We start from the raw sequence: 19711 nt of genomic DNA, 5'->3' as shown, positions 1-19711 counted from the left end.
ACTGCTACGCCAAGCGATAGCTTCGGGAAACAACGACGTCAAAGACCGGGTCCGCTGGATGGCTACCTTGGCTGAGCTGCAGAATAACCGGGGCCGCGTTGAAGAAGCCCGCAGCCTGTATGGCGACGCATTAAAACTTGCCGGCAGTGACCAGGAGTTAATCGTCGGCATCCGTCTGGGCCAAGCGGCATTACTGCCCACCGAGCAACGGCTTGCCGAACTTCTGCGGATACGAGACATGTCCGGCGGTATCGTTGATCCGGTGGTACGCGCCCGCTATCTTCTGAATCTGGGAGCGCAAGCCAAGCGCTTAAACGCTGCCGGATTGAAGCTCGCCTACGAAAGTTTCGAGCAAGCCCGCCAAACCGTTGCCGAGAAGCAGCCTCGTCTTTTGGCGGAAAGTTTGGACGGCCTCGCCCAATTGTATGAAGACCAGAAACGTTATGAGGAGGCCTTGCGTCTAAATCGGCAGGCCATACAATCAGCGCAGAGCATCGAAGCACACGATTTGCTGCTTGAGATGGAATGGCGTCAAGGCCGGCTATATCGCAGTCAGCAGCAAATACCGGAAGCAATAGCGGCCTACCAGAATGCTGTTGAGCATATCGAGGCGATCCGCCAGGACATTCCCGTTGAATACCATAACGGCCGCTCTTCGTTCCGCGAAGTTTTGGAACCGGTTTATCTCGGGCTGGCCGATCTGCTTTTGGCGCAGGCCAGCCACCAGAACGGCGAGAGCAAAATACCGTTACTGCGCCGTGCGCGCGAAACAGTGGAGTTAATCAAACAATCCGAATTGGAAGATTTTTTGGGCGGACGCTGCTCGGTACACAGCAGCAAAAACGCGCTTTTGGAAGCGATAGAGCCGACAACCGCTATTATTTATCCGATCCTGTTGCCTGACCGGCTGGAATTATTGGTTAGCAGCGGCAACGAGATACGCCAGTATACGCAGACGGTACAGGCCGCGACGCTGCAAAGCCTGGCTCAGCATCTGGCGCGCAGCCTGCGTAAAGGTAAAGAGGATGCTAAACCGATTTCCCAGCAGCTTTATCGTTGGCTTATTGCGCCTGTCGAGCCGTGGTTGCATCAGCATCGGGTACAAACCTTGGTCATGGTGCCCGATGGCGTGCTGCGCTTGATTCCGCCCGCAGCCTTGCATGACGGCGAGCATTATTTGATCGAAAATTACGCCGTGGCTATTTCTCCCGGCCTTACCTTGTTTGAACCTTCTCCGTTGCAACAACGAGGCATCAAGGTTTTATTGGCGGGTATGAGCGAGCCCGGTTCGGTCGTTGAACATTTGCCGCGTATTTTCGTGCAAGCGATGGCGCGAGGCGGCAGTGCCCGCGGTGCCGATATGGATGATATGCCCCGCAGCCGTGCGTTACCGGTAAGCCAGGACGAATCGGGCGATAATGCCGAGCAGACCCGGAAACTCGACGTGGAACGGGATGTGGAAAGTTTGATGAGAGATCCCGTTTTTCATCAAAAGCTTAAAGAACAGCTGAGTTTGCCTGGCGTCGCCGAAGAGATTGATAATTTGCAGCACCTGATTCCGAACACCTTGCTGATGAATGGCGGCTTCACTGTCGACGCGTTTAAGCAGCAAGCCGTCCGGGAACCTTATTCCGTCGTGCATGTCGCTTCTCACGGCGTGTTCGGCAAAACCGCCGACACTAGCTTCTTGATGGCTTACGACGGTGTCATCAATATCGACGAATTGGAGATGCTGCTTAAGTCCGATAAATTCGCTAAACAGCCGGTCGAATTACTGACTCTGAGCGCTTGCCAAACCGCCGAAGGCGATGATCGTGCGCCATTGGGTTTAAGCGGTATTGCGCTTAAAGCCAAGGTTCGTAGCGCCTTGGGAACTTTATGGCCGGTATCCGACGAAGCGGCCTCCCAACTGATGGCCGAGTTTTACAAAGCGTTATCAAAGCCGGGAATCAGTAAAGTACAGGCGCTCCGGCAGGCGCAAATCGTTTTGCTGAAGCAGCAAAAGCTGGAGAATCCTTTTTACTGGTCGCCGTTTATTCTGGCCGGTAACTGGTTATGAGATAGCATCACGTTGAGCCAGGAAGCGTACTTCTAGTCGATGCGCTTCCTTCTCTTCTTCACGTTGATTTTTTTAGCGGATCTTAATAAGTTTCCGCACTTTCAAGGGTTAGCACGCCGGTTCCATTATGTCTTAATTGGATTTTCCAGATTTGGTCGAGCGCAAAGACTTTAGGCAGTTTTGCCGTTAACGTGCTGGGAACATATTCGGGAGGATCGCTATGAATGACGCCGGGAATCGGGAAAAACTGGGCGAGTTGAAAACGGTAATCACCGATGTTTTTAAGCTCCACATAGTAAACCTTATCGTCAATGACGATGTCTTTAATAATTAATCCTCCCTGCTGATCGTCATAGACCGCTGGAGCCTGTTGGGCCTGAGCTTCAGGATTACTCGCGCAGCCGGTAGTCGTTGTTTTAGGCGATAATTTAATTTCAGCCAGGACTGTCGACTCTTGACCTACTACCGCGGATTTGGAGGCATCCTGAAAGTTTGCCGCCACGATTTTCAGGTCGTAATTGCCGGGATTCAGCAATAAGCCGAACTCGCCGATTTTATTGGTCAAGGTCGAACTGTTCTGGACGCCGCCGAGCCATGCGGATACGTTGGCTTCATTAATACCTTGGCCGCAATTATCCAGCACACGGCCTTTGGTTAATATTTGCTGCGGCGCATCGGTTAAAAAAGTACGGATTTGGTAGCTGTAATCAACCGCTTCGCCTTTCAGCTCAACTGCTGCGCTTTTTGGAGTGGACAATGACTGGTTTGTTACCCGGATTCGAAGCAGGCCGCTCGTGGTTGCTGTCCAGGTAATTTGTTTATCTTGACCGAGTTGGCTTGCCAGTAAGTTGCCGCTAGCGTCATACAGTCTTAGTACAGGATTTATCATTTTGCCGATCGAAGCCGCCGGGATATCGACAGTGTAACGTTGACCGGCTTTTACATAAACTTCAAACCAGTCCTCATCGGCAGCGCTGGAAAGGAATTGGTACAAAGGCTCGTCGTTAATCAACATAGGCGTTGCTTCAGCCGGGGTGTCGTTAGGTTCGATAAAACTGCCGGATGCGATAAGCGTAGAAGGCTGCATGACTTGAAATTCGGAAGGCGTTATACAAACATTATCCAGCAGCACTTGCGGTGCGGTGCAGACAGGTGTTGGTGTCACACAGACATTATTTTGCAGTACTTGAGGAGAAGTACAGGTAGGTGTCGGCGTTACACAAACGTTATTTTGCAGTACTTGCGGGGCGGTGCAGGTAGGTTTTGGTATTACACACACGCCGTCTTGCAGTACTTTAGGGGGCGTACAAATTGGTGTTGGCGTTACGCAGACATCGCCTTGCAGCACTTGCGGGGCAGTGCAAGTAGGCGTTGGCGTTACGCAAACACCGTTCTCCATGACTTGTGGCGATACGCATGGCGTCACGCAAACACCGTTCTCCATGACTTGGGGCGATACGCATGGCGTCACGCAAACACCGTTCTCCATGACCTGGGGAGATACGCAAGGCGTTACGCAAACACCGTTCTCCATGACCTGGGGCGATACGCATGGCGTTACGCAAACACCATTTTCCATAAATTGCGGCGGAGTACACATATAAGATCCGTCAGCCCAGGCCGAATTAGGATGGCTAAAAAAAACACCGATTGCAAGCGTGGCGATAATCCAAAAATTGCGGATCTTATTATCTGAGGCCATTAGTATTCCGTGTAATGATTATTTTATTGTCCTGACCGTTCTTAATACGATTCGGCACTTTCAAGAGCCAAAATTCCGCTACCGTTATGTCTTAATTGAACCTTCCAGGTTTTATTCAGCGCAAAGACTTTAGGCAGTTTTGCCACTAAAGTGCTGGGAACATACTCGGGAGGATCGGCATGAATGATGCCGGGAATAGAGAAGAATTGGGCGAGTTGAAAGCGGAAGTTACCGATGTTTTTAAGCTCCACATAATAAGCCTTATCACCGATCAGGATGTCTTTAATAATCAGGATCCCCAGTTGATCTTCATAAACCGCTGGAGCTTGTTGAGCCAGAGTTGCCGGATTACTCACGCAGCCAGTGGTTATTGTCGGCGATAGTTTAATGTCTGCCAGCGGTGTTGCCGTTTGAGTCACTACCACCGATTGAGAAGCCTCCTGGAAATTCGTTGCCAGGATTTTCAGGTCGTAAGTGCCGGGATTCAGCAATAAGCCGAACTCGCCGATTTTATCGGTCAGGGTTGAATCGGCTAACACGCCGCCGAGCCGGGCGGATACGTTGGCTTCATTAATACCTTGGCCGCAATTATCCAGCACACGGCCTTTGGTTAAGACTTGCTGCGGCGCATCGGTTAAAAAGACGCGGATTTGGTAGCTGTAGTCGGCAGCTTCTCCTTTCAGTTCAACCGCTGAGCTTTTTTTTGCGGGTAAGGCCTGATCGCTTACCCGGATACGAAACAGGCCGGTTACGGTTGCTGTCCAGGTGATTTGCCTGTCCTGGCCGGAAGTGGCGTTGCCGGTTTCGCTCATAATGAGATTACCGGCAGCGTCATACAGTTGCAGTTGCGGATTGATCATTTTGCCGATTGAAGCCGCCGGTATGGAGGCCGTGTAGCGTTGACCCGCTTTTGCGTAAACTTCAAACCAGTCTTCATCGTTAACGCTGGAAAGGAATTGGTACAGGGGCTCGTCGTTAACCAACATAGGGGTCGCTTCAGCCGGAGTATCGTTAGGTTCGACGAAACTGCCGGACGCGATAAGCGCCGAAGGTTGCGTGACTTTGGGGTTCGATCCGTCAACAGTGACATTACCGGCAGACCACAAGTTACCCTCGCTTGAACAGGAGCTGGCCCACGAATCGGCTAAAGCGCTCCCTTGGGCGGAATCCATGCCGCTGGGTAAATACGCAAAAACTTTCCAGTTATAGCTTGAGGAATCAGCGCTAGCAGTGCAGATTCCTAACAGATTTGATGTCGGGCAAGACGTTACAGCGCTCGTTGAAGAGGGGCAAGTGAAGCTAAGGTTCATTTCTGTGCAGCTGATCTCATTAGAACAGGCTGTAAATCCTCCGCTATTGGTTGGCGCGGAGACTCTTGTACCGGACCATGTGCCGCTCTTGCCGGAGGAACTATCAGTCCACGTTCCCGATATCGCACCTGTTGCCGCATTAATGCTCCCGGTAAAGCTTGCTCCGGAGGAGACAATACCCATTGTTATCGAACCGTCCGCAGAGCTTTGGCCGGACATTGAACCTGACAGTCCACGAGAGTTAACCCCGGATCCGCTTATAGCGCCGGTCGATGAAATCGTTAAAACCCAGCTACCGCTTTCCCCGCCCGAGAACGTGCCAGAGTAATTACCGGCGTAAGTGCTTTCCGTCGCCGAGGTGAACGCGGGGAAGAACAGCACCGGCAGGGTAAAAAAAAGCATGATAATTGAGCGCATTGCAATTCCTTTGATGTTTTTGTTATTTATTTCATTGTACTTCCATCCGTGCAAAAAAAAACACCTGATTTTGAAAGGCGGCAAGTGTTTGTTCTTCATCAGTTTAAGTCGGCTTATGCGGTTTAAAGTGAATGTGATTTTGAGCAAGAACGGCGTAGAATTAAAGCTGAGTTGGGCAGCTTGCCTGCCCAAACGAAACTTATGCCCTTGGGTATAAAGCTGAGTTGAGCGGCTTGTCCGCTCAAACGAAACTTATGCCCTTGGGTATAATCCTGTTTTCGCAATGTTTTTTGAAAGATGCACTTAAAACGATGGGGGGTAATATGAGCTACAGAAAGCGAGCGCCACTTTGGCAAGGTTGTGCGCTGATAGGAACCCTCGTTTTCCAGCCTACGGCGTGGGCCGAACTGGCNTTCATAGCTTCTCCGAATTCAACATCGCGCCGGGGCAAACCGTCGATTTCACCGGCAGCAATGCGCTGCAAAATGTGATCTCCCGGGTGACAGGCAGCAATCCCAGCGACATCGAAGGCACCCTGAAATCCAGCATCGCCAATGCCGCGTTCTACTTTATCAATCCGAACGGCATCACTTTCGGAGCCAATGCGCAGGTGGATGTGCCGGGCGCTTTCCATGTCAGCACGGCCGACAAAATCGACTTTCCGAACAGTAGCGGTGCATTTTACGCGGCCAGCAACCAAGCCAGCACGCTCAGCAGCGAAGCGCCGGCAGCCTTCGGGTTTCTCGATACCTCCGCAGTCAACAATGGCTTGATTGCTGTTAACGGTGCTCATTTAATTGCAAAACAAGGCCAAACATTGGATATGGTAGCGGGCGAGATCAGGGTGGAAAATAGCGGGCCGGCTAGCGATGGAAATAGCAAGCCGGCCATTGCCACGTCCGGGCAAGTGCGCCTGGTAGCCATGCAAGGAGCCGGGGCGGTGGGTTTAGAGCAAACCGGTGATGGCGTGTTGCCTTTGCCGGTTGCCGAACCGTCGGCCGGCAGCGGCGGTCCTATCGCCGTAAGCGCCAGTGTTATCGAAACCAGCGGTAACGGCGGCGGCCGTATTGCGTTGTGGGGTGGAAATATTTCACTCAAAGATGATAGCTCAATACAAGACGTCAACACCGGCGCCAGGGATGCGGTATCGTCGAAAAACCTGGAGATTCATTCGTACTCGTTGAGTATGGATAACAGTTTTCTAATGTTTGCAGCTTTGGGAAGCGGGAACGCCGGCAATGTGATTGTTAAGACCGGAATGTTTGACATCTTTAATAATAGCGCTGTCGGAAGTTCCACTTTTGCTCAAGGCAACGCCGGTAACGTTGCAGTCATGGCCGACATGCTGAAAATCGATAATCAAGGGGGGGCGAAGGTAACCGGCATAGTCTCCAGAGCGGAACCGCGCAGCACCGGCCAAGCAGGCAATATTATTATCAGCGCGGGTACGTTTGAAATTTTTAACGGCGGGTTGGTGTCGAGTTCCACTTTTGCTAAAGGCAATGCCGGTATTATTACGGTTACGGCCGATAAGTTGGACATTAATGACCAGGTCGATTCGCCGGTGAATACTGGCGTTGTTTCCAGGGCTGAAAAGAACAGTAGCGGCCAAGCAGGTAACGTGATCGTTAATGCCGGAATTCTGGCTGTTAATGGGGGAGTGGTTTCGAGTTCCACTTTTGCTGAAGGCAGCGCCGGTAGTGTGACGGTCACTGCCGGAACAGTCGACGTTTTTGGGGGCAGTTCCGTGTCGTCAGCTTCCTGGGGGACCTCATCAAGCGGCAAAACCGGCAATGTCGGCGTCACTGCAAGCACGTGGCTGCATCTTGCCGGCGATGGAAATATTACTATCGAAAATGAAGCGGATTTGTCCGCGACTAACGCCGCGTTGATCAATCCGGGCAGTATTATCGTCGCCTCGCCAACTATCGATATGAAAGATAGTCAGATAACCACTAATTCCACCGCTAATGTCGCAGCCGGAAATATCCTATTGAATTTTTCCGATTCGTTGACGATGGATTCTTCATTTATTACCACGACGGCGCATGCCGGCAACGGCGGCGCCATCACGATCAACGGCGGCGAAGCGATTTATCTGGAAAATTCAGGTTTTAGAACCACGGTCAGCGGAGCGGACAGCAACGGCGGCGATATTACCACCATGGCCGATACGCTGGTTATGAACACCGGCATGATACAAGCCAATGCAGTCGGCGGTTCAGGCGGTAATATCAACCTAAGTTTGAATACGCTGATTCCTAGCGGCAATAGCTTGCTGTTACGCGGTTCGGCGCTGGCATGGAGACCGTTCATAGCCGGGCTCAATGTGATTCAGGCGGCATCGCAGGCGGGCGTCAACGGCGAGGTGAATGTAACGGCGCCGCAATTGAACCTGAGCGGCGTCATCGCCAATCTGGGCGGTCCGCAATTCGATACCGGTATTATCGGGCAGGATTATTGCGGATTGGGTATCGGCAGCTCACTGACTCGTACAGGCGCAGGCGGCCTGAAACCGAAAAGCGGCGAGCAGCTATCGTTCTGAAAAGGATAAAATTGACTCTATATTACGTAGAGCTTTTTTGAAAGATGCACTTAAATCGACAGGGGTTAATATGAGCTTCAGAACGCGAGCGCTACTTTTTTGGCAAGGTTATGCGCTGATAGGAACCCTCGTTTTTCAGCCTACGGCGTGGGCCGAACCGGTNTTCATAGCTTCTCCGAATTCAACATCGCGCCGGGGCAAACCGTCGATTTCACCGGCAGCAATGCGCTGCAAAATGTGATCTCCCGGGTGACGGGCAGCAATCCCAGCGACATCGATGGCACCCTGAAATCCAGCATCGCCAATGCCGCGTTCTACTTTATCAATCCGAACGGCATTACTTTCGGAGCCAATGCGCAGATCGATGTGCCGGGCGCATTCCATGTCAGCACGGCCGACAAAATCGATTTTCCGAACAGCGCTGTCTTTTACGCGGGCACGCAGCCGGCTAGCACGCTCAGCAGCGAAGCGCCGGCAGCGTTCGGTTTTCTCGATACCTCCTCAGTCAACAACGGCTTGATCGCTGTCGACGGCGCGCAATTGGCGGTAAACGCTGGGAAAACGCTGGATATGGTGGCGGGCGAAATCGATATTAAAAATTACGCGAACGTGAATGCTTCGGCAGGGGAAATACGCTTGGCGGCTTTGCAAGGCTCCGGCGTAGCCGGGTTGCAGCAATCGCTTGATGGCGTATTGCCGTTACCGGCAGCTCAACCGTCGGCCGGCAACGCCGGACAAATTGCGGTCAATAGCAGCAGTGTCGGCGCATCCGGTGACGGCGGCGGGCGTATTTCGCTATGGGGAGGCAATATTTCACTCGTCAATAACGCTGCGATATACGTGGACAATGAAGGCGATGCGGACGCTACGCCGGTGAAAGGAATCGATATTCGCAGTCATACGTTGAGTGTGGATAAAAGCTTGGTCGCGTTCGATGCTTATTGGGGGGCTGGCAAGGCCGGCAGCGTATTTGTTGCTAGTCAAAATGTCGATATTTTTAATGGAGGAAGCATTTCTTCCAATAGTTTTTCCGGCGGTGATGCCGGAAAAGTTCAGATTGCCGCGGACACGCTTCGGATTGATCGTCAAGGCGGAAGCAGCCAGACCGGCATTGCTTCGGATGCGATTGAAGGCAGTAGCGGCAATGCCGGCAATGTGGCCGTCTCGGTCAAGAATCTTGAAGTCCTGAACGGAGGAACAATTTCGTCCGATACCTTGTCTTCCGGTAATGCCGGTACCGTGGAGGTCGTTGCGGATACGCTCCGGATCGATGGACAAGGCGGAAGCAAACAGACCGGTATCGCCTCGGATGCGGTTAGAGGCAGTACCGGTAATGCCGGGGCTGTCAGCGTGTCCGCGAAGAACCTGGATATTCTCAGCATCGGCTCGATTTCGTCCAATACCTGGTCCACCGGCGATGCGGGTATCGTAGAGGTTATCGCGGACAAACTCCGGATTGACGGCCAAGGCAATACTGAAGCTGCGACCGGTATTTTTACCGGGGTGTATTCGGACGAACAGCAGAGCGGCAATGCCGGGGATCTGAGTGTTAAAGCCGGAACGCTGGATATTCTAAAAGGCGGACTGATTTCAAGTTCCACTTTTTCCCAGGGTAATGCCGGACGTGTAGTTGTTACGGCCGATATATTGAATATCGATAGCCAAGGCTTCTCGCCATGGGCGACAGGCATTGTCTCAAAGGCGGAAGCGGGCAGCAGGGGAAATGCCGGCGACCTGAATATTCAGGTTGGGGCAGTGAATATCGTTAACAGCGGAACAATTTCGTCGAATACTTTATCTTCCGGTAATGCCGGTACCGTGCAAGTGGTTGCGGATACGCTGCTGATCGATGGTCAAGGAGGAAAGGATGAGTCCGGTATTTCATCGGATGCGAAGGCAGGCAGTACCGGTGATGCCGGAGTTGTCAGCGTATCTGCCAAGAACCTGGATATTTTCAAGGGCGGACTGATTTCAAGCTCCACTTTTGCTAAAGGCAATGCCGGTAGCGTTATCGTTAAGGCGGATAGTTTAAAAATCGATAGTCAAGGCTTCTCGCCATGGGCGACCGGTATTTTGTCGCAGGCGGAGCGCGGCAGCAGCGGCCAAGCCGGCAATGTAGCCATTCAAGCCGGAACACTGAATATCATGAACGGTGGGGATATCGCCAGTTCCACTTTTGCTGAAGGTGATGCCGGCAACGTTATCGTTACGGCGGATGCTTTAACGATTGACAGTCAAGGTTTTTTGCCATGGGCGACCGGTATTTTGTCGCAGGCGGAGAGTGGCAGCAACGGTCAAGCCGGCAATGTAATCATTCAAGCCGGAGCGCTGGATATTATGAACAGCGGCAGTATTGCCAGTTCTACTTTTTCTAAGGGCGATGCCGGCGGAGTGATATTGAGCGCCAAAAATCTTGGCATTGCGAATGGAGGAGCGATTTTGTCCAATACTTGGTCCAGCGGCGATGCCGGCGCAATTGTGGTTGACGCGGATACGCTCCGGATCGACGGTCAAGGCGGAAGCGGACAGACCGGTATTGCCTCGGATGCAAAGGAAGGAAGCAGCGGTAATGCCGGCGGTGTGATCATTAACGCTCAAAATCTTGACATTGTGAATAGCGGAACGATTTCGTCCAATACTTGGTCCAGCGGCGATGCCGGCGCAGTTGTGGTTGACGCGGATACGCTCCGGATCGACGGTCAAGGCGGAAGCGGACAGACCGGTATCGGTTCGGATGCGATTAAAGGCAGTACCGGTAATGCCGGCGGCGTGATCGTATCAGCCAAGAATCTGGAGATTCTTAGTATTGGTTCGATTTCGTCCGATACCTGGTCCACTGGCGATGCCGGCATCGTGAAAGTCGTTGCCGACAAGCTTCGGATTGACGGCCAAGGCAACACTCAAGCCGCGACCGGTATTTTTACCGGAGTGTACTCGGCCGAGCCGCATAGCGGCGATGCCGGGGATTTGTCGGTGCAGGCTGGAGATTTGGATATCGTCAATGGAGGAATCATTTCAAGTTCTACCTTTTCTTCCGGACATGCCGGTACCGTACAAGTGGTTGCGGATACGCTGCGGATTGACGGTCAAGGCGAAATCAAACAAATTACCGGTATCGGCTCGGATGCGGTTAAAGGCAGCAGCGGCAATGCCGGCGCCGTGGTCATTAAGGCTAGAAATCTTGACATTGTGAACGGCGGAACGATTTCATCCGATACCTCGGCCACCGGTGACGCCGGCGCAATTTCGATAGAAGCCGATACGTTCAGGATTGATGGGCAAGGCGGAAACATTCAGACCGGGGTTGTTTCGGACGCTGAGCAAGGCAGTAGCGGGAACGCAGGTGGTGTGGTCGTGTCAGCCAAGAGTCTGGATATTCTGAATATAGGTTCGATTTCTTCCAATACCTGGTCCGTCGGCGATGCCGGTATTGTGAAAGTCGTTGCCGACAAGCTTCGAATTGACGGCCAAGATAATACTCAATTTCAGACCGGCATTTTTACCGCGGTTTATTCGACCGAACTACACAGCGGTAACGGCGGAGATTTGACGGTACGGGCTGGGACACTGGATATTCTCAAGGGCGGCGCCATTTCAAGTTCTACTTCCTCTGAGGGAAGGGCAGGGCAAGTTTTCGTTGAGGCCGCTACGTTGAACATCGATAGCCAAGGCTTTTCGTCATGGGCGACAGGTATTTCCGCGGAAGCCGCAGACACATCGGGAGGACAAACCGGGAACGTGCTTGTGAATGCGTCCTCTATCGTTCGCCTACTCGATGGCGCCAAGATCAGTATAGAAAATGCAGCCAGTCCCGATAATTCGGCCGCGATTATCCCCGGATCGATAACGATTACCGCACCGGATATCGTTATGAAAAATAGCGATATTTCCAGCACTTCTACCGGCAATGTCGCGGCCGGAAATATCGTGCTGAATTTTTCTCATTGGCTGACGATGGATCCGTCGTTTATCAGCACTATGGCTAATACCGGCAACGGCGGCGCAATCACGATCAACGGCGGCGAAGCAATCTATCTGGAAAACTCCGGTTTTAGTACGACGGTCAGCGGAGCGGACAGCAACGGCGGCGATATTTCGACCAAGGCCGATATACTGGCCATGAATAACGGCGTTATACAAGCCAATGCGGTCGGAGGTTCCGGCGGCAATATCAACTTGAACTTGAAATCGTTGATTCCGAGCGGCAATACGCTGATTAAAGGCGGCCCTGCCGTGGATTGGCAGCCGTTCGAGGCCGGGCTCAATGTGATTCAGGCGGCATCGCAAGCGGGCGTCAACGGCGAGGTGAATGTGACGGCGCCGCAGTTGAACCTGAGCGGCATCATCGCCAATTTGGGAGGACCGCAATTCGAGACCAATATTATCGCCCAGGATTATTGCGGGGTGGGTACCGGCAGTTCGCTGACCCGCAAAGGCGCAGGCGGCGTGAAACCGAAGAGCGGCGACCAAGTGCCGTTCTAAGTTCGCAGAGCTGTCAAGCGCTATGACGCCTGCTTCAACATGCCCATGCCGTTAGGTTTTTTGACTACCTGTAGCTGGGCTTTGAAGCGTTTTTGGACGCCTTCGACATGGGAAATAACGCCGACGGTTTTGCCATGATGGGTATGCAGGCCTTCCAGCGTGCTAATGACAGTGTAGAGCGATTCGGCATCCAGATTGCCAAAGCCTTCATCAAGAAACAGCGAATCCACGGATTTGCCGTTATTGGCCAATTCGGAAAGTCCCAGCGCCAGCGCCAAGCTCACGACAAAACTTTCGCCGCCGGACAAAGTCTTAGGCAATCGGCGCACATTGTTTTGATAAGTGTCTTCGATTTCCAATGCCAAGCCCTGATCGCTGGGCATTTGCCGCAAATAATAACGGCCGCTGACTTTCTCCAGCACAGCATTGGTTTGCGATAACAGCTGTTCGGCTATCCGTTGTTGAACCCGGCGACGGAAGGTCATGCCGCTTTCCTCGGCTATTTGAGCGGCTTCGGCCTTGCATATGCGGACAACTTCTTCTTGGTCCTGTAATTGAATCAGGATCGCTTCGGCTTTTTGTTTAAGTTGCTGCTGATCTTTCAATAACTGTTCCAGGCGTTGTACTTCCAGATTGGCTATTGTCAGTTGTTCGGTCACAGTTTTCAGTTGGCTTTCAAGCTGTTCCGCGCTGAATTCAGTTACAACCCGTGTATTTTCAGCGTCCAATTCAAGCCGGCTTTTTTCCAGCGCTATGGTTTTAGCATCAATTTCCTGTTCCAGTTCGGCCAAATGCCGCTCCAGTTGGGGCTGGTGTTGCAGCAGTTCCAGTGTTTCAGCCAGTTCGTGCTGGCTGGTGAATTGCGTTCCCTGCATTTTATGTTGCAAGGCTTGCTTCAACGTGTCGAGTTCAGTTTCTTGCCGGGCAATAAGCTGTTCCTTGTCGGCAATGAGCTTTTGCTTTTCGACTAATGATAAATGCAGGGCGACGATTTCCTCGTTGCGTAATTGTTGATTGTAACGTTCAAGCTTTTCATTGCATGAAGCTATTTCTATGCGGCAATGGCCGGCTTTCTCTTTCAATGATTCCAGTTCTTCGGTCAGGTTTTTTTGACGGAATAAATAGCTTTGGTAATCCTGGCGGCGCGCATTCAGCCGGTCCAGCAATGCATCTTCTTTGCCTTTAGCAGGCATTTTCTCGCCCAGCGCAGTGAGTTGCGCAAGCACTTTGTCGGCCAGTTGTAGTTCTTGCTGCTGGCAGGCAGCCAGTGCGGCATCGTAATCGATTTCTTCTTCAGGACGCGCCTGCCGTTCGGCATCCAGTTGCTTGGCGTTTTGCTGCAGGCGTTTAACAGTGTCTTCACCCTTGGCAATTAAGGCTTCCAATTGCTCGATACCAAGCTGCCTTTTTCGATATTTAGCGAGCAGATCGCTAATCGTTTTTAGCGCGCTTATTTCGATTTTTAACCGGTGGCGCAATAAGCGCAATTTATTGATTTTTAAATCTTCGCTTGCGGTATTAAGCCGGTTGCACAAGGTTTGCCATTGCGAGCTGATTTTGACTTGCTCGGTTTGATTAGCCTGGTTCTTGTCTGCTTGTTTACGGGCAATTTTTAGCTGTTGTTCGAGCTTGCCGGCAGTTGTCGATAAGGTTTTTATCTTTGCTCTTTGGTCCGTCAAAGCCTGTTGGGAATTGGCCTCTCGGGGTGGGTGCCGGACATAAGGATGTTTTACCGAACCGCATAAAAAACACGGTTCGCCATCGACAAGATGCCGCCGGTCCGCAGCCATTTTCCTGAGCATCGTTTCACGGAAAACAGCCGTTTCCAGTGTCAGTTTTATATTGTCTTCCCGGCCGATTTCCTGTTTTAACGCGGCAAGTTCTGTCTCCATTTGTTCAATATCGCGATCCTGCCGGTCTTTCCGGGCAAAAATGCCGAAAAGATTAAAACCGCCGCCGCTTAATTTTTTATACGTGAGCGCCAGGTTATAGAGCGTCCGGAAGTCCTTAACCCGCTCTTGCTGTTCTTGTCGGAATTCCTCAAGTTCAGCCAAACTCCTGCCTTGCGCCAGTTGCTCCAGCGCTTTTTTTGCCAGCGGCAGTTTGCGCTGTAATTCGGCAATTCTTTTATTTTCCTGCGCAATCGCTGACTGGTTGTTTTTCAGCGACGATTCGGTATTTTTAGACCACTTGGTGAATGTTTTTTGTTTTTCTTTCAGCTCGGCCAGTTCCGCGCGGAGATTTTTTAACGGGCCTGTTTCAGGAAAACCGGTCAATAAAGATTCGTCGGCCGCATGTTCTTCCAGCCATTTTGACACCGAAGCAAGATTGGCGGTTTTACCCTCGATCTGCGCATCTAAGAATTGCGATAAGTCCGATTCCGATTGGTGTTGAGATGTCAGTTGGCCTACCTGGGCTTTGATTTCGGACAGGATTTGCCCTTGTTCGGTCACTGACTTATCAGTCAGCCCGGCCGGAGCCGCTTTATCAGCTCCGATATGGCGTTGTATCTGTTCAAGTTCAGCGTGGAAGTCCTTGACAGCGGCTTTGCCTTGATGAATCTCGTGACTTTTTTCGTTGATCGCTTCCAGATCGTCTTTGAGCAGCAGGGCGTCCTGAGCTTTTGTTAGTTGATCGAGTTTTTGTTGCTCGCTTGCCGCCAGTGCTTTGGTTTGCTGTAGTGCTTTTTCCTGGCCGGCAATGTTGTTTTGCAGGCTCAACACATTCTGTAACGCCTCTTGCTGTTGTTTCAGCGTGTTTTGCCGGTCCCGCAATTCGGCCGATTGGTCGATAAAATCGATCAAGTCATGTTCGCAGGCTTCCAACTTTTCCGGCTCCATGACCGGTGTAACCGACAAGTCCTGTTTTAAATAGTCCAGCCGTTGTTGCGCGTCAGCGGCTTTTTGATTGATTTCATTTTTATAGTCCGCATAAATATCGGTGCTGACGATTTTTTCCAGAATGTCCATGCGCTCGTTGTCCAGCGCGTTCAGGAACGCGGCAAAATCGCCTTGCGCCAATAGTATCGAGCGGGTGAAGTTACGGAAATTCATGCCGGTGATTTCGGTAATTCGTGCGCAGACTTGCTGGGCCGAGGCCGCCAGCACTTCACCGTCGCTTAAACGGGTCAATTTCATTTCGGGCGGCGTTAATTCGCTTTCCGGATTCGTATCCTGCCGCCGGGCATGCCAGCTGGAGCGGTATTTTACTTTGTCGAGCGCAAACTCGATTTCCGAGAAACACTCGGCCGTATGCTTGGTCATCACATGGCCAGCAGGGCGGTCGAAACGAAAAGTTTCGCCGTACAAGCCCAGTGTGATCGCATCCAGAATGCTGGATTTCCCCGAACCGTTGGGGCCGGTAATTGCAAAAACGCCGGTATCCGAAAAAGGCGATTGTTCAAAATCAATCCGGCTTTCGCCTTCCAATGAGTTGATGTTTTTGAAATGAATGTTAAGTATTTTCATTGGTTTAGATAGCTTTGCTTGGCAACGGCTGGGGGTCAATTGCAGCATTATAACGCTGTCCGGCGAATTTTTCCCAACCTATGCGACGTGGCCTAATTAGGCGAGAAATATAATTGCCCGGATAGCTACTTATCCCTTTGAAATAGGGCGTAGGTAATTGATTGCAAAGGACGCATAAATACATCCCTGTAGCTCTCTGCAACATCCCTGTTGCAGAAGCCTTTTCAATCAACTACCTACACTCATTAATTTTGATGAGGCTGAGTCGATACATTGCCGGCACAAAAAAGAGGCCGCCTGAACTTTTTGATGAAATTTAAAAAAATCAGTTCGTCCACGAAAAACAGAAAGCAATGTATCGACTTTCGGTTTTTGCAAAGTTTGGGTCAATCAATAGTGTAGGCCTGCGTATAAGTCGAGTTGTTCAGCATGTCGACGCAGGCTTCGGCATCTGTGCCTCCGAGTCCGTAGCCTACATAAATCGTTGTGCTCTTCAATGAAGACAAGTCCGTTGGCGTGGACACGGCATCAAGTTGTTGCGTCGCGCTAAGCCTTGATGTTTTTTGGACGGCAGGCGCGTCGCTGCAAGTGTTGTAAGGAATCCAGGCGCCGTTGCCGGTTCTGAGGTAAGTGCCGCCGCCCCTCGATGGCGGAAGTACCGCCGCCATGAAGATACTGGCCTTCAGCGTGAGAACATTCGCCGGCGTGTCCATCGTGACTCTGAGGGTCTGGTTGCTAAGCGGGCCGTAGGATGCGGCGGTTGCTGTGGGCGGTACTTTCAAGGTCGGTATTGGCGCAGCTCGAGTCGTCGCACTGGCCCAGGCTTCCGCGGAACAATTGTCAATCGTGCCGCAGGCGATGATGCCGTAGTCATAGTGAGTCGATGGCAATAGACCCGTAATCTTGTAACTTGTTTGCGGCCGATTAACGGAGAGTATCGCCACCGGGCTGGCGTTGATTTGTAGCGGCTCGCATGTTGGCCCGGCGTTCGGCGGCGATACGCAGGATGAATCGTAAAAATAACGGTAAATTCTATATTGCGCGACGCCAATATTGCTAAACGGAGATGCCCAGATAAGGTTGATTTGGGTGGAGCTGATCGGCGTTGCGGTTAATCCTGTCGGTGCGGATGGTGCTTGTATACTCGGCGTAACGGATGTCGTTGCGCTCTGTGCCGAGCAGTTGCCGGAGGCATCGCAAGCGGACACTGCATAGCCGGATGCCGGCGAGGAAGAGCTGAGCCAGACGTAGTTGCGGCTGGTGCTAGAGATAAGTACGCCATCGCGGTATATCTTATAGACGCTCACGTTATCCGTCGAAGGCGTCCAGAACAGTTGTACCGAGGTCGTATCGGTTGTCGGTATTGCAATCAGTCCGGCAGGTACGCCGGGCGCTGGAGTGTCCGGCGCGTCGCTGGGGACGGTTATTTGCTTGGGAACCAGGCTATCAGTGATGGTGCCATCGCCAAGCTGGCCATAATAGTTGCCTCCCCAAGTCCAGAGGCTGCCGTCGGATTTGAGGGCAACGGTGTGATACATGCCGGCTGCAATCTCGGTGTAAAAATCAGTGCCGATTTGTTTGGGCGCGAGGCTGTCGGTAGTCGTAGCGTAACCAAGTTGACCGGACGCGTTCCAACCCCAGGCCCACAGACTACCGTTAGACTTGAGGGCAACGGTGTGACCGGGCCCGGCCGCAATTGCGGTATAGGTAGCCGTGCCGATTTGCTTGGGTTCGAGGCTGCTAGTAGCGCCTCCGCCAAGCTGGCTATAAGCGTTGGTGCCCCATGCCCAGAGACTGCCGGCGGATTTGAGGGCAACGCTACTAGTTTCTCCTGCGGAAATGGCGGCATAGCCTATGCCGACCTGCTTCGGCACAAGGCTGTCAGCGGTGGTGCCGTCGCCAAGTTGGCCGGAGCGATTGCTTCCCCAGACCCACAGGCTGCCGTCAGGCTTCAGGGCAAGGGTATGGTATGTCCCGGCGGAAATCGCGGCATAGCCGGTGCCGACCTGCTTGGGAAATCGACTATTGGTAGTGGTGCCGTCGCCAAGCTGGCCGGATGCGTTCAAACCCCAAGTCCACAGACTACCGTCGGACTTGAGAGCAACGGTATGGTACGTCCCTGCGGAAATCGCGGCATAGCCTGTGCCGATCTGCTGTGGTACGAGACTCTGGCCGGAATAGTTGCTTCCCCAGGCCCAGAGGCTGCCGTCGGACTTCAGGGCAACAGTGTAATATTTTCCCGCGGAAATGTCGGTGTAGCCAGTGCCGATCCGTTTGGGCGCGAGACTTTGGGTTGTAGTGCCGTCGCCAAGCTGACCGGAAGAATTGCTTCCCCAGGCCCAGAGACTACCGTCAGCCTTCAGAGCAACGGTGTGCCAATTCCCTGCCGCAATCGCGGTATAGCGGGTATCGGCGTCGGCTATAATCGCATCGCTTTGCGATGCGGCTGATGCAATTGAAACGAAACACGTGAGCAGCGCGATCAGTGTTTTGATATTGTTCATGGTAAGTGGCTCCATTCCGCTGGATTTAGGCTGACATTCTTATGAGATTTCACTGTTCATGGTTTTACCGGATGAGCAGTGAAAATATGGGTGATTATCGAAGTAACGCATAGCTTGTTGGTATTGACAGTGTATCCGTGGCTAAGATCGATTTGTAACATGGGGTTGATGTGTAAGTTGATAACGCGGTGCCGATGGATGTTTTTTAGAATACAACATGCCTAATTATTTAGCAATTCAACTGAGTGGCTGTTTGGCGCGAGCGCATTAAAAAATATTTAATGAGTCCGCCCACGCGAAGCGGAAGCAAACGCCTGCTTCCGCTTCGCGTGGAGCAATAATTGTTTTCTAATTGATGGTGTAGGCCTGCGTGTAAGTCGAGTTGTTCAGCATGTCGATGCAGGCTTCGGTATCTGTGCTTCCGATTCCATAGCCTACATAGATCATAGTACCCTTCAATGAAGATAGGTCTGTCGGAATGGGTACCACATCAAATTGAATTGCCGTACCGAGTGATCCTCTTTGCGCGACAGATGCTGTATCGCAGGTGGTGTAAGGAGTCCAGCCGCCGGAGCTGGACCTAAGGTAAGTGTCGCCCATCGATGACGGGAGTACCGCCGCCACAAATACGCTAGCGTTCAGAGTAAGAACGTTCGTCGGCGGGGTCATGGTAATCCTGAGGGTTTGGTTGGTGACCGGGCCGTAGGGGATGCCGGTCGCGGCGGGGGCTCTCTGAAGGTCGGTATTGGTAGATACCGTCTTAAAAGTCAACGCTGAGGCACATAATTAGGTTGATAAGGTTGGCGAGTTTTCAAGACGCCAAAGCACAAGTGCACCAGTTTACGCATGGCAGCGCCAAAGGCGGACATTTTGGTTTTGCCGCGCTGTTGCAGCCGTTGGTACAGCGCTTTGACATGGGGATTATGTCGAGTGCCGACGACAGCCGCCATGTAGNATTGGAAGCGATGGTTATGCATCACCGCCAACAGATGATTGCCGACTTGCGGCCCCACGGCGGGAATGCTGAGCAAGAGTTCTCGATCCGCTTTTAACGTCGGATGCTTGTCGATGTGGTCGTCAATATCTTGCTGGAGTTTGGCGAGTTGTTTTTCCAGAAACACAATAGAGTCGAGCAGGGATTCTTGGATTGAAAACGGCGTCTCGGTGGCCTCGGCCTTTTCCTGGCGGTTGCGTTCGCGTTGCAAGTCTTGGGCAATGGCTTCGC

At 52.2% G+C, this 19711-nt stretch carries 7 protein-coding genes and 1 pseudogene; 3 read left to right on the top strand and 5 right to left on the bottom strand.

Features of this window, described 5'->3' with window-relative positions; all coding sequences use genetic code 11:
- Nucleotides 1–2059, top strand: a 2059-nt coding sequence (locus EKO24_RS02905; RefSeq protein ID WP_143733150.1) for a CHAT domain-containing protein, incomplete at its 5' end; no start/stop codon positions are given.
- An 82-nt stretch (nt 2060–2141) separates the two neighbouring features.
- Here the strand turns inward: EKO24_RS02905 and EKO24_RS02900 are convergent.
- On the bottom strand, nt 2142–3761 hold the full coding sequence (locus tag EKO24_RS02900; RefSeq protein ID WP_127030705.1) for a carboxypeptidase regulatory-like domain-containing protein: 1620 nt from the start codon (nt 3759–3761) through the stop codon (nt 2142–2144).
- 41 nt (nt 3762–3802) lie between these two features.
- Complete coding sequence (locus EKO24_RS02895) at nt 3803–5488, bottom strand: carboxypeptidase regulatory-like domain-containing protein (protein WP_161990558.1); 1686 nt, start codon at nt 5486–5488, stop codon at nt 3803–3805.
- A gap of 397 nt (nt 5489–5885) precedes the next feature.
- Between EKO24_RS02895 and EKO24_RS02890 the strand changes: the two genes are divergently transcribed.
- Both EKO24_RS02890 and EKO24_RS02885 read left to right on the top strand, forming a co-directional pair.
- Nucleotides 5886–8033, top strand: a complete 2148-nt coding sequence (locus tag EKO24_RS02890; protein ID WP_161990557.1) for a two-partner secretion domain-containing protein — start codon at nt 5886–5888, stop codon at nt 8031–8033.
- 147 nt (nt 8034–8180) lie between these two features.
- Nucleotides 8181–12515 (top strand): beta strand repeat-containing protein, encoded by a 4335-nt coding sequence (locus tag EKO24_RS02885; RefSeq protein WP_161990556.1) that lies wholly within the window; start codon nt 8181–8183, stop codon nt 12513–12515.
- Nucleotides 12516–12535: 20 nt separating this feature from the next.
- On the opposite strand, the gene EKO24_RS02880 is transcribed toward EKO24_RS02885, so the two are convergent.
- From EKO24_RS02880 to EKO24_RS23025, 3 genes and pseudogenes are all read right to left on the bottom strand, one after another.
- The gene (locus EKO24_RS02880; protein ID WP_127030664.1) at nt 12536–15982 is read right to left on the bottom strand and encodes an SbcC/MukB-like Walker B domain-containing protein; all 3447 of its coding nucleotides are present in this window, start codon (nt 15980–15982) and stop codon (nt 12536–12538) included.
- A 386-nt stretch (nt 15983–16368) separates the two neighbouring features.
- Nucleotides 16369–18486, bottom strand: a complete 2118-nt coding sequence (locus EKO24_RS02875; RefSeq protein ID WP_161990555.1) for an RCC1 domain-containing protein — start codon at nt 18484–18486, stop codon at nt 16369–16371.
- Nucleotides 18487–19253: 767 nt separating this feature from the next.
- Nucleotides 19254–19711, bottom strand: a pseudogene (locus EKO24_RS23025) (IS110 family transposase); the annotation flags it as partial.

This window comes from Candidatus Methylobacter oryzae, from assembly GCF_003994235.2.
GTDB lineage: Bacteria > Pseudomonadota > Gammaproteobacteria > Methylococcales > Methylomonadaceae > Methylobacter_A > Methylobacter_A oryzae.
The sequence above is the reverse complement of the archived record's forward strand: the minus strand, read 5'-3'. Positions and strand labels throughout refer to the sequence as shown.

Coding starts and splice junctions, on each gene's coding strand:
- EKO24_RS02900 (WP_127030705.1), bottom strand. CDS start 3,761: ATGGCCTCAGATAATAAGATCCGCAATTTTTGGATTATCGCCACGCTT.
- EKO24_RS02895 (WP_161990558.1), bottom strand. CDS start 5,488: ATGCGCTCAATTATCATGCTTTTTTTTACCCTGCCGGTGCTGTTCTTC.
- EKO24_RS02880 (WP_127030664.1), bottom strand. CDS start 15,982: ATGAAAATACTTAACATTCATTTCAAAAACATCAACTCATTGGAAGGC.
- EKO24_RS02875 (WP_161990555.1), bottom strand. CDS start 18,486: ATGAACAATATCAAAACACTGATCGCGCTGCTCACGTGTTTCGTTTCA.